General features: G+C 34.2%; 14 protein-coding genes. 1 reads left to right on the top strand and 13 read right to left on the bottom strand.

What is annotated here, in order from left to right; translation table 11 throughout:
* Position 1: 1 nt before the first annotated feature.
* The 13 genes from JFL43_RS10660 to JFL43_RS10600 form a co-directional block, all read right to left on the bottom strand.
* Complete coding sequence (locus JFL43_RS10660) at positions 2-1,384, bottom strand: hypothetical protein (RefSeq protein ID WP_200749049.1); 1,383 nt, start codon at positions 1,382-1,384, stop codon at positions 2-4.
* Positions 1,385-1,388: 4 nt separating this feature from the next.
* A complete protein-coding gene (locus JFL43_RS10655) occupies positions 1,389-1,787 on the bottom strand; it encodes a Low copy number virion structural protein (protein ID WP_200749048.1) in 399 nt (132 codons plus the stop codon).
* Positions 1,787-2,272, bottom strand: coding sequence for a hypothetical protein (locus tag JFL43_RS10650; protein WP_200749047.1), 486 nt, complete (start codon positions 2,270-2,272; stop codon positions 1,787-1,789). The genes JFL43_RS10655 and JFL43_RS10650 overlap by 1 nt, the downstream gene beginning before the upstream one ends.
* Before the next feature lie 11 nt (positions 2,273-2,283).
* A complete protein-coding gene (locus tag JFL43_RS10645; protein ID WP_200749046.1) occupies positions 2,284-3,933 on the bottom strand; it encodes a hypothetical protein in 1,650 nt (549 codons plus the stop codon).
* The gene (locus JFL43_RS10640) at positions 3,930-4,652 is read right to left on the bottom strand and encodes a hypothetical protein (RefSeq protein WP_200749045.1); all 723 of its coding nucleotides are present in this window, start codon (positions 4,650-4,652) and stop codon (positions 3,930-3,932) included. Before JFL43_RS10640 ends, JFL43_RS10645 begins: the two co-directional genes overlap by 4 nt.
* Positions 4,649-7,582, bottom strand: a complete 2,934-nt coding sequence (locus JFL43_RS10635; protein WP_200749044.1) for a hypothetical protein — start codon at positions 7,580-7,582, stop codon at positions 4,649-4,651. The genes JFL43_RS10640 and JFL43_RS10635 overlap by 4 nt, the downstream gene beginning before the upstream one ends.
* A complete protein-coding gene (locus JFL43_RS10630; protein WP_200749043.1) occupies positions 7,572-7,943 on the bottom strand; it encodes a hypothetical protein in 372 nt (123 codons plus the stop codon). Before JFL43_RS10630 ends, JFL43_RS10635 begins: the two co-directional genes overlap by 11 nt.
* Before the next feature lie 32 nt (positions 7,944-7,975).
* Positions 7,976-8,398, bottom strand: coding sequence for a hypothetical protein (locus JFL43_RS10625; protein ID WP_100796233.1), 423 nt, complete (start codon positions 8,396-8,398; stop codon positions 7,976-7,978).
* A gap of 44 nt (positions 8,399-8,442) precedes the next feature.
* Positions 8,443-9,276, bottom strand: a complete 834-nt coding sequence (locus tag JFL43_RS10620; RefSeq protein ID WP_100796232.1) for a chitobiase/beta-hexosaminidase C-terminal domain-containing protein — start codon at positions 9,274-9,276, stop codon at positions 8,443-8,445.
* Between the two features lie 289 nt (positions 9,277-9,565).
* The gene (locus JFL43_RS10615) at positions 9,566-10,045 is read right to left on the bottom strand and encodes an RNA polymerase subunit sigma-70 (RefSeq protein ID WP_200749042.1); all 480 of its coding nucleotides are present in this window, start codon (positions 10,043-10,045) and stop codon (positions 9,566-9,568) included.
* Positions 10,046-10,134: 89 nt separating this feature from the next.
* The gene (locus JFL43_RS10610; RefSeq protein ID WP_100796230.1) at positions 10,135-10,338 is read right to left on the bottom strand and encodes a hypothetical protein; all 204 of its coding nucleotides are present in this window, start codon (positions 10,336-10,338) and stop codon (positions 10,135-10,137) included.
* A gap of 304 nt (positions 10,339-10,642) precedes the next feature.
* Complete coding sequence (locus JFL43_RS10605; RefSeq protein WP_200749041.1) at positions 10,643-10,822, bottom strand: hypothetical protein; 180 nt, start codon at positions 10,820-10,822, stop codon at positions 10,643-10,645.
* A 171-nt stretch (positions 10,823-10,993) separates the two neighbouring features.
* Positions 10,994-11,266 carry a hypothetical protein gene (locus JFL43_RS10600; RefSeq protein WP_100796229.1) on the bottom strand — a complete coding sequence of 91 codons (273 nt, stop codon included), beginning with the start codon at positions 11,264-11,266 and terminating at the stop codon, positions 10,994-10,996.
* A 713-nt stretch (positions 11,267-11,979) separates the two neighbouring features.
* Between JFL43_RS10600 and JFL43_RS10595 the strand changes: the two genes are divergently transcribed.
* On the top strand, positions 11,980-12,336 hold the full coding sequence (locus JFL43_RS10595) for a helix-turn-helix domain-containing protein (RefSeq protein WP_200749040.1): 357 nt from the start codon (positions 11,980-11,982) through the stop codon (positions 12,334-12,336).
* The last annotated feature ends 348 nt before the right edge of the window (positions 12,337-12,684 follow it).

The following is a 12,684-nucleotide window of genomic DNA, read 5'->3' as shown; positions in this document are numbered from 1 at the left end:
ATTAATTTGTCTCCTTTTCGTAAATAGCTAATCCCATTGGACGTGATACAACACTAGGGCGTTTTGTTATGGGTGATACTGCATCGGCTACAAAATATTTGTAGTATTCAAATACATCTGGACAAGCAATTTTTTTAAGTTTTAATTTTGTACCGTTACGGATTCCAACGGATGACGCAATTATTAACTTTTTTAAATAACCTCGGTCACGTTCATCCGGATGCGTAATATGCGCTCTTGTTACTGCTGCATTATCCGTATACGATGACTTCGGAGGATATGTGTACTCGTCGTTCTGTTCGTTTTTCCATGCACTTACAAATTGACGCCCCGCATTATCTTTTCTATCTGGTGGCATTAGCTCAGGACCACTATATATTTTGAAGTAATACCCCTGATAGTAAGCACCTTGAATTCCGCGCTTTACAATGATATTATCAATCCCATTACCTGGGTATTGAGGGTATTTTTTATTTAATGGCATTAGAATGTTACTCGTTGCGATATGTGGTGTTGTTGCATCATATTTGTAATTTGGCAAACTAGTCGCTGTACCTGCAAATAATGCTGCAGTCTCTGTATCCCTTGCACTCAAAGATACGACCGAGCCAAAATACAAAGGAATCAATGGTACTTGATTATCAAATGGTGCTGGTGCACTATCTGCACGTATCATTAATGCTAATACTTCGTTATCGATATATCCTTCCACTTTCACATATGAGTCAGGCCACCAGTTAGTTAGCCAGCCATTATTATTTGTACCTGTTTCACGTGTTGAAATAGGCGTTATTGGTGATTGCATCATTTTCGATTGATTTGCAATTTCATTGTACGAGTATCCAGGGCCATATTTTTCCTTGTAAGGCTTATAATCTTGCAATTCAATATCTAATACGTCGACAGCTTTTACAGAAGATGAAGGATATGTGATTTCTGCATTTTCCTTTACGTCAGGCACTTCATCTAGCATATATACATAAATTTTGGATGTATCAATGTACTTTATATCCCATTGATCGTGTATCCATTCATGTAATTCTTGGCGTAATGTAGCATCAGAATTTAGTTTAGCTTGGTCAGGAATAGATCCACTTTTAAATTTCATAGGTAAGTCTCTGTATTTATATGATCTATCGCAAATGCGTGCGATACCGAACAAATCACCTACACTATTTCTAATAATGTTATGTTCAGTAATTTTGATTGGAAATACAACTTCATCTGGCTCTGTAAAACTTCCTGTACCATAAAAAAAGCTTGTAAATGTATATGAAGCTTTATGGAATGTCTTTACTTTTACCCATCCATTTTTAGTGGCTAACGAGACTAGATCATTTGCAAGGCTTTGTTCTTGAAAAAATACTGGTTTAATGTATGGCATATTATCACTCTTTTCCTATTAAAAATTGATAGTTAATATAAACATTTTTTGATCTACCTGAATTATTTTTATAACGTAATTCGACTATATTTCCCGATTTAAGAGGATGTGCAACCATTAAAAAAAGCCCCTCTGGGAGCTCTTTCGTATAAACGGATTCGACAATCGTCTTACCTCCTACAACTAAATCCCAGTTATCAGAATCATCGTAACGATCACAAGCTATTGCGATGCTGATTAACTCAGATTTCTTCGTAATTGTATATGTGTTAGTAACAAATGAGTCGTTTTTATTTACTACAATTCTGATACCTTTAATGAATGGCTCTGTCAAAGTCGGAAAAAAAGGTGCATCAAATCGCCCACCTGCTGTATAAGTGGTTATAAATCCTTGTTTTGCCATCAAATATCCTCACTTTCATCATCTGAGAAGTCATGTTCGCTCTCATTATCTGATATTGGATTTAAATCGATGTCTGGCTCATCTATATCTTCACCGCCGCTTGTATCGTTAAATACTTCTTCTTCGAAATCATCCTCTTCCTCATCGCCTTCCGAAATAATATCGGGGACAACTTGGACTAATCGATTTTCTGTGTAATATAGATTCCAATCGATGACTTCTCCGGTTATCATATCCTCATCTTGGACTGATACTAATAATCCTTCATTATCAAATGTAAGCGTAGCAAGCTGTCGCTCATCACCCTCCACCATCGCTAACCGGCTGTTTTCATCGTAGTGAAGAGTTACACCTTCAATCGTGTCATCATCTTTCATTTTACTGATTGTATCTGTATCCAAACCGCCTGTTAATAACCGTTTTCGGATACTATTTTCAATCATCCGTTTGACTGGCGTGTACGTATTATCGCGTCTTGATGTCATTTCCTCACCTCTTACACTCTATGAATGACCCAGTTTCGAACAGGTCTTTTACTTGTGATATAACGTCCTGTACTCTCAGAGGCTATATTTTCGCGTGGCATATTTAAACTCGGTAACTTGCCAGCTGGATAAATAATATTTCCTGAACCACCTGCCACTTTGAAACTTGCTGTTAATTTCTGAAGCTTACCAGCAGATATGCCGACAAATTTAATTACATTTGCTCCTTTTTCAAGGTCAATCTTAATATCGGTTCCCTTGTTTCGGACAAATAAGTTGTTTACTATCTTACGTCCGTTTAAATAAATATCCATACGATCACCATCTTCAATTTTGAAGTCGAATATATTGATTATTAAACGGCTTTCAGTAGTACTAAATTCGGGCATATCACTAGGTGGTGGTGGTGGCGGCATTACAATGTCTAAATCAAATCTTGTGTTATCGGCTAGTTCAATTACTTGTGTTAATCCTGTACCCGAATAAGAGGTACGAATACCGCGTACATACATACGCTTATTCACTTGTGTAATGCGTTCACGGACAGACACGACATCTAATAATTCCAACGGCAAATAAGCTGGGACGCCAATACTGAGACGCTTCCAACCCATGACCATTTTTGTAAATAGCGCTTTTGCTGTATTAAATTGTTTCTTCGGCGTATTTGCCCAGCCACTTTCAACAATCAATTCACGTCGATTGCCTTGCAATATATCCGAACGAATTTTGGCTGAAGTAAATCGATTTTTTATGGTACGTGTAACTTTTTTACGTTTACCATTCACAATTTCATATTCTTTGGACTTTGAAACGACGGTAATCGTATCAAAAACCTCATTGTTGTCCATTGAATAATCTGCTTCCGTTAAATCGATATAATCATCGAAAGTAACGATTGCCTTACCTAACTTTTTAAAATCTGGTAATTTTTTAGATTTTACTTTACCGTTCGAATTTTCAATTAGTGCGTAATAAGTTGTAAAAGCCATATTACCGACGTGATCGTGCGGATATTCGCCCCTGATTCCCATTTTCTCACCAACTTTATAGCTCATACCGGTGAATGGCTCTTTAATATTTGGTTCAATATCATTTGGAATATTAACATGATCTAAGAATTTCTTTATAGCCACACCAACATTTATATCTACATCATCGATGATGTATTTTTTTGACTTTGGCATACATGTATTTACTTGTGCTTTTTTATAATTTGAACGGCCATTGATTGTAATGGTACGACCATCAGCGCTAATGCTAATTTCATCGATAGAGCCAATCAACATTTTTAGTTGGTTGTCGCCATAACCAAGACTAATTTCAAGTTCAGTATCTGGCACTAGTACATTACGCCAAGGTGAGCTAAGTGGGATTTGATAATTTAATCTGCGTTCACCAAACTTCCCCTCCTTGTAATCCGGAGATAGCTGCCCGTCTTCATTCGAACAAACGATTGTAAAGCTTTTCGCTGTCGTATCTATATCCTCATCGATCTCAATACTTATAATATTTGGCAGTCTTCCTTGACTGACAAAAAAGTTTTCAGCTGTTATCGGCCGTTTAATATTTACATATTCAGAAGGACTTCGAAAATTGTTATTACCGCTCTGGAATTGTGTTGTGAGTGCCCTTATTAGTGCTTGATTGGTTTTTCTCACATGCCATCAACCCCCACCCCAGCTCGTTGTGGAGATAGTAATTTAACACGTAATAATCGTAATGGTCCATCGGTGCTCGGATCACTCTCTGTTCCAGCCAAATACCCTCCATAAACGCCATAGTTACATTCAAGAACCATGTAACTGTCGTGCCTTGAGCGTACAAAATTTCTATATTGTGACTCGGTTTTAAAATACAAAGTCATTTCGATTTCACAACCCTTATTTCCGATACGTTGCAACCTCATCGTACCTTCTAAGGTATCGAAAGTTTGTATACCAGAAAGTTGCTTTGGTGGCTTTAAAGAACCAATTGCATCAATGTTTGGTGATACTATATAGTCATGGTAATAGAAGTCTTTCATGTATACTTTGTCGGCATTACGATAATTTTCGTCTGTTATAAAACCGATTTGATAATTGCCATGATCTAATGGAAAAAAGGCACGTGTCCATGTTCTTGAACCTCGCACCTTCATACGTTCTACAACTTTTCCTGTGTCTACATTTTTAACAACAATTATCATTTGTGATTTTCTTACTTCACCAGTCGCTGTTAACGCAACAGAACAAGCAAAGTCGAGCGCAATCATGACTAGTTTATCGCTAGCCACTGAGATAGTCCGTGAAAACCAGGTTGCAGAGGGCCCCTCACAAACAGTTTGTTGTGGATCATACATTATTACTTCTTGGTTTCTCGTATATAATGTTGTTTTCATCGTTCTTTACGTCGGACCTCCTTATTAATCCTGTCTGTTAACGCTGTATTTAGGAAATCGATATCTGCATCAGTCGAAGCTTTCTTGACATGTACATGTACATCCCCGACATTTACTTGTTTTCCTGTATCTTTGATTGACGTTGGTTTCTTGCCGTTCAATCTATTTTTAAAATCTACTTTTTTGGCAGCATTTCGTATTTTCGGTGAAATCGATGATTGTATGATTGCTGCCGTTGATACGTTACTAGTGTCGAAACGAACGCCCTCTACATCTGGAATAAAATTATCTTTAATAGAGTTACCGAGGTCTCTCGTAGCTTTACCAACACGTTTTCGTCCATCAAGAATAGCATTGCGTACGCCATCAGGAATAAATGAAGCAAGCTCGTACATTACACGAGAAGGTGAACGGATGATCATTTTCCCGATAAAGCCACCTGCGATTTTTCCACCCAATTCCTTAATAGCACTTACTGCACCAGAAACCTTATCTTTTATACCGCCTATGATACCTTCAACAATGTTGGCACCCCAGTCCCATGCTTTTTTAGCTAGCCCAATAAAGAAAGAACCGATTTTACCAAATATTTTTTGGATATACTTATAGGCGTTAGATAGAGTTGTACGTATTTTGCTATAAATGCTGTTGAATACAGTCACAACACTATTTAATATACTGCCCAGAATTGTTGAGAAAAAATTTCGAATACGTCTCAATATTCTAGATAAAAAACCCCAAACATTTGACATAACTTTAATAATAAAATTATATATCCCATTAAAAGCCCATTTTATCGAGTTGAAAATAGATGTTGCCATCCGAGAAAATGCCTTTCTAATACGTCCTAAAGAACTAGTTATAGAGCGAACAAACCGACTTAAAACACGACGGATACTGTTAAAGAAATTTTTTATTGCTATGCCTAATGGTGCAAAAATATTTACTAATAACTTTACAGCACCTTTTATCCCGTTCACTAAACCTTCCACAATCCAACGTCCAAATTTATAGAATAGTTTCGATGGTGAGTTGATTCCGAAAAGCTTTTTTATTGGTTTAATTATATATTTATTAAAAAGTGAAATAGGATTCCATTTTTTTATGAAATTAATACCTTTAATAAGACCATTTACAATAGCTTTTCCAATCTTTCCTGCTTGTTGGCCTAGCACTTTTCGATTCTTGTATAAATAACGAGCAACAATAGCAAAAGCAGCTATAATGGCTACACCTAACAAAACAAGAGGATTTGTTAGTAAAGGCAACAACATTGGCAAGAAATTAACAAGTACACCTTTAATACCTCCAAATAATTTCTTTATTAATCGAAAGACCCCCATCAGGACTTTTCCTAATTTAGAGAATATGGTCTTTAATTTCTCAGAATTCGTCCCAGTGAGTCCAAATAATCCAGAAACAGTATCAAATACTTCTATTAGTGGTAATAATTTCGAAGTAATTAATGCTACACCTATTGCTAACGCTCCGAAATCAGCAACTATTTTAGCTATGCCCGGATGAGCTCGTAGGAAGGCTGTTAGATTATCAAAAAGTATAGACAGTCCATCAGCAACTTTGATAACAGTTGGTTCTAGAGCTTTCCATAACTCTAATAACAGGTTACCAAGTTTACCAACTGTTATTTCTAAATGAGCAAGACCCCCACCATCTATACTATTAACCATTTTTTGATACGCGGTTTGACCGTCAATTAATACCTTACCAGTCTTCTTCCATGCGTTTTGGTTCTCCATTACGCTTTCGGTAGCCTTATTAATATCACCTTGATACTTTTTCATTGCAGCGGCCATGATATCCGCAGCTTGACCTTGCGAAACTCCTAGTTTCTTTGAAATTTTATCTACAGATGAGATAGCACTTACAGCATCAACGTCCCAAACTTTTGCGAAGTTTAAGCCAATTTTTGCAGAGTTTGCAATATTACTCTTAGTTTTACCCATTTCGTTATGTAAAACTGCGAATAACCCACCAACTTTTTCTTGCGATTGTCTAGTTTCAGCTGAAACATCCGATATTTGGTTCTTATATTCACCCATCAATTTAGTATTCATGAGTGTCTGTGATGCAAATTTGCCCCAACCTTGTTCAGCATCCTTAACAACTTCTCCAAACTTACTTGAAATATCCAAAAGTACAGGAGTTACAATTTCGTTCAATTGTTCTCCGAGTAATTTTAATTGCTCTAACTTCGATAATTCATCCAAATCAATATTTGATGCTGAGGATGAGCCTGAGCTGGTACTAGTTGGAGGACTATTCGCTGGTGGAGTACCATTCGGCGTAGTTTGCTGATCTATTGATCCAGAACTTGGATAAGATTTAATAGCCGCTTGAAGATCAATGGCTGCTATTTTTTCACTAAGAATATTTAATTTCGAATACAATCCATCTAATTTGGCACCAAACGTATCAAAACTTTTAATTAAATTACTAAAACCTTTATCGCTTAATATTTTTATATTAATGATTTTGTCTTCTAAAATAATGTTTAACGCATTAGCTTGGTCCTTGATTTGATTTATCTGCGTTTTTACTTGCGAAGTATTAATTTTAATAGCAATTTCAAGTGCTGCTATTTTAGTATTTAATGTGTTTATTTTAGTAATTGCGTTGGTTGTATCGATTTGTAAATGTCTATTAGCTACCACTTTATCAAACATCACATCTAAAGCTTTTTTTAATGTATTAATATTTTCTTTTGCATCTTTCATATTTACAGTAATATGGGGTTTAGACTCTATCTGTGTAATAATATCTGAAATCTCTTTTAATTTTTCTTCTAGCTTATTTGCCAATAGTAATGATCTATTCTCTAGATTATCCATTTTCTTCAAATGCTTGGCAGTTTCAATAATAGTCGTTCCAACCATTTCAACTAAACCTATAAAGCCAGTATTATTTGACAATTCCATCCTCCTCTCTATCTTTTAATGGAGCACAATTGAATAACTCATCAATATAATCTAATGCTTCTTGTGATGATGTAATTTCAGTTTCGTTTTCTACTTGTACATCACCAAACCCAAATTCATTACAGTATTCTTCAAATGTTGGAATGGTCTCCGTTGCAAACATTCCTTCAATTCGCCATGTTAAAAATGCCTGTTTACGATATTCTTCACGGCTTTTTTCAGTTTCCCATAAAGCAGTATCCACCATCAGTTGGAGTAGACGAGAATAAGGCATTTCAACAATATATTCATCAGTCCACTTATAACGCTTTTGTACACGATCAATTGCTCGATAGAGTGTATCAGAGTCCTCCAAGGGGTTTATTTCATTAGTATTAGTGTTGTTTTCTAAACTGTTTTCTGGTCCGTTTGTTTGCTTAGAACTCTCTGGACCGCCGAGAAAAAATCCGTTAAATCCTTGGATGTAAAGACGGCTTCAACTACTTTAACAAATGCATCTAATGGCATATTCTCAACATCTTCTTTTTTCTTACCTACAATTGATGCTATAAATTCATAAATTTCACCTTCAGCTTCAACCAACTCGAAGATTAAATTAAAAACAACTTGTAAATATTTCACTCTCTTTTCTTCTTCTGTTTCCTCTTCAACGGAATTTAAGTCCGTCATCAGTTGCATGAAATAACCAACAATCTTTGCTTTTTTGAGAATTGATACAAATCTAAATAGGTGTTTTAAACCAAGTTGCTTAATCTTTATTTCTTCACCGTTAATAATAACCATTTTTTCAATACCGATAAGTGTGTCCACTGTGATTCCCCCTAATAATAAAAACCCCCTTAAAGGGGGTTTTTTTATTGATCAATTGAATATGCAAATGATACTGGTGTAGATGTATCGTGACCTTTTGTAGCAACTGCAGTAATCGTTGTAGTCGTTGAAACTGTAATTGGCCCTTTATACTTAATCCCATTGCTTGGAGTAGGATATGAGCCGTCTAATGTATAGTAGATTTCGTGATTTACAGCTGCATTTAAGCTAACTGATTGTGCTTCTGAATATGTTCCAGGAGCTGGTGTCGCAACTGGTGCAACAACATTAGAGCCACCTTTTGGATACAGTATATAGAACGGAATACGTGTAAAGTTATCTTCAGCATAACGAGCTACAAACTCTGCCTTTAATACAATATCATCCTTACCTGTACCTAAAGGCAAATTGAAAGAATCAATACAACGGGCACGTTCTAATACAAATACAACCGGTACGGATTTACCTGTAATTGAGCCAAAAATTGCTAATGTATCAGAGCTACTAGGTGCAATTGAACCATTATGACGAATCATATCGTAATTATCATCATGAGACGTAACATTGAATACAGGTAGTTTTAATTGAAGATTTTCCTTTGTCATTTCTAGAATATTAGTAGATAGCTTTGCATTTGCTTTTACTAACCACTCCATATTATCAATAGTACCAAGTGCACCATCTACTTCAACAGAATGCCACTCTGTTTCGACACTAATTTCATTACCACCTTTAGTTGCTCCAATGTATTCGCCCCAAGTAGAACGGTCTTTTGGGTCAAATGTAATTGGATTAAATCCTCGCGTAATAAGCCCCGGTCCAATTACTAAATTTCTTGAAGAACCTGGACGCGCCCCATTCATCATTTCATATGCCATAATTTGTATTCCTCCTATTTCTTTAATTCAAACTCTTCAACTTTTTACTTCCTATCTCAATAAATAACATTTGAATAAGCTTTTCTCATGATAAATACTAAATTCAAAAATCTCATTTTTCCACCTTACAATTTTCACCATTTCCCTTTATAAATACTGTAATATTACTTATTGCTACTTTGAAAATGTTTTAGCTGAATAAAGAGATTCTTGAAATGAAAACTTAGCTTACTTAAAAATACCTCCTCACATATATGAACTACGTACGACAACGTACGACAGTAACCGCTTAGAAAACCCGATTATTCACTTTATTCTTTGCCCGCTCAATATACTTTTGAACTGTACTTTTCCCTATATTCAAATCATTAGCGATAGTTTGTAAACTTTTATTATTAACAACATGCTCAATATAACAATGACGTTCTTTTAATGACCAAGAAATAAATATATCCGCAAGTATGCTTTTTTCTTCACTAGTCATATACAACTGTTTTGAATCTATATCATATAGCTGATCAGTGATATCTGGAATGACATCTATGCTCTCAAAAAATTGCTTATGATAAATGGATTTTTTATCAATACCACGATGTGAATCAGGGTTCCTACCTGTTTCCATCCAATTTATTGCAAAAGTCATACTATCAATCATGCTATTTATTTGTTTTTCAACTTCACGCTCATCTTCCTTTAGTTGACCTTTCATACGTTGTAATTCTTTTTTACCTTTTGAATATTCAATTAATAAATCATGTGCCCAATTCATTTAATAACCACCTTTTTTCAAATATAAAAGAGCACCAAACAAACGCTTTTACACGTTTATCTGATGCTCTCGATTTTTCGACTAAGCAATTATTTTCTTTTTACCGTAATTCTATATGCTGGATTTCCAATTTTATAATTTTGGCATGGAATTTCTAAGATACCGTAAGCTGGTAAAGGTATTGCTTCAACTTTACCATCTTCCACAATATACACCAGTTTGTTCTCACTAGCGTCGATTTTTGCAGTTAAGGTTTTTGTATCAACTTCTATTTTTTTTGTTTCTATATCCAATAGTCTATCCCCTAAAAAAATTTTACTTTCTTCTTCATTTCATTCTGTAGCTAATATTTTAAATTAAATCCTTGTCGAAAATATATGTAATAAGATTACACCTCTTGATTTGGAATGTGGATAATTTTGGCATGATATACAAAACTCAAAATTGATAAATTTTCAGCTTTAATCTATTCTGATACTCACCGAATATTTTTTTACCAATTAAATAGCTGAAAATTATACAGTGAATTTCCCAAAAAGTGAGAACATGCTTCTAAAACCATTTCCATATAATTAACCTTCATGAACTCTTTTTCAATTAATTCTCAATCATATTGTATATAATCAGTGCGGATTCATATAGATTACATTCTTCATCCATTACCGATGCATACTTAATATCAATAACTTCTATACTTAAATTAACAGTTAACCAATCATTGATTTCTTCACTTAATTTAGTGTCTATTGATGAATAAATTGAGTGTGTCTTAATCATTCTCTAATCTCCCTAATGTTTACAATATTTTCTTGAACCATTATTATTCTAGTGAAAGGTTCTCGAATTATAATTCCTATAATTTTTTACTATATAAATGTCATCCTTAACGATAAACCTAATATGAAACGATTCGTCCTTCATTTTTCGGAAAGCACTAACCATAATGATTCAATTTGATGCATTTATCTTTACCAACTCTATTTCAATCCCTTGTCTAGTTAAGTTTTCAACTAACTGAACTAATTTATCATGTTCACGTTTTGCGCCTTGCATTTTACGTATTTCTCTTATAGATTCGATTATTTCTTCTGCACAAAGCTCTGCAGCTGCGTAATTGCCTTGCTTGGTATGATTAATTAGTTCATCAGGTATTTGTTCAATAATCTTTTGTTCTCTACATGCATTTTCAAAATCTTCTTCTCTAAATAAAGTTAATTTCATCTCAACAATCCTCTTGCTTTCAAAATAGTGTTTGTTTCTTATGATACTTCTTATAATCATGAAAATTATTTCGACCTTCTAAATAGAACATTTTATAATTTCATTTATATTCAACAACCCTACTATTACATCTGGGAATCTTTTTTGTGATTAAATAATTATTTCAAGAATATTCTAACTGCTACCCAAGACCTGCTAAACGTCAGTAATGATTATTTAGCTTTAGCTATTCTTCGTAATCAATCAAAATCCGTTATTCATCAAATAGGTTCTTATTTCTCCAATAATCGAAATTAATATCAAATAATATAATTTTTAAATCCATTGACTGGAATCAACACCCCGTAATGTTCTAATAAAAACAATTGCTATTTCAGCAATCATTTAGATAGAATAGTAAATATAACTCTAGTTAGAATTAGCATATATTTGTATGATTACTTAAATTAAAAGAACATGCCTTTTTAATCTAGAAAAATAGAGCTTTATTTTTCAATACAGGTTTAAAATGTAATGTTTAAATTGAATATAGTTTTGTAACCCCCTTTATAAATTGCTATTTTAGCAAGTAACCAAAATATAACATTGCTATTTTAGAAACGCAAGTTAAAGTTGTTATTTTAGTAATAATTTTAATTCTAAAGTTAGCACATGATAGAATTAACATATCTAAGAAGATGAAATATTATATTTTAAAGAAAGGTGGTGGCTTAATGGACATAGGAAAGAGAATCATCTTATTGCGAGAAAAAAAAGGTTGGAGTCAAAGAGAATTGGCCAGCCGTGTAGGGCTCAATCCAAGTGTAATGAACCGTATTGAATCTGAGAATCGTCCAATAAAAGATGAAGAACTTTTGAAATTATCAAATGTTCTTGAATGTACTTCAGATCACCTCCTTGGTAGATCTAATTTCCAAAATTCAGCACTCGTAGATAAGAATGAAGAAGATTTCCAAGCATTTGCAAATAGTCCCGACTTACAGAAGTGGTATAAAGAGCTACCAAAATCTAAGGAAGAAGATTTACGCTTATTGAGAGAAATGTGGGAAACAATAAAAAGGAATAAATAAATACACAGTATATTGTGCCCTTAAAGGTGAGCTGTTTTACAAATGAAGATACTGCAATTTATGCCTGAAATAAAAGACTCCTGTATAATACGAGGCCACTGAAAAACTTACGTTTTTAACTATGGAATTGTTTTTTGAATAAAAATAAGGCACTTTCTGTTCGATTTGAACAGAGAGTGCCTTATTTCATTGCCTATTCCTTACTCTTTTTCATTTAATAGCTTTAATATTCGCTTTAGATTCACAGCGAATATTATTGTGGCACCTTGAATTTCCATGCCAAATAGACCCGCTGATTGGGCCGTATCGTACCCATGCGGATTTTTCAACTCACTATTTTTCGCTTCA

It is taken from the genome of Viridibacillus soli (genome assembly GCF_016612995.1).
Classification (GTDB): domain Bacteria; phylum Bacillota; class Bacilli; order Bacillales_A; family Planococcaceae; genus Viridibacillus; species Viridibacillus soli.
The sequence above is the reverse complement of the archived record's forward strand: the minus strand, read 5'-3'. Positions and strand labels throughout refer to the sequence as shown.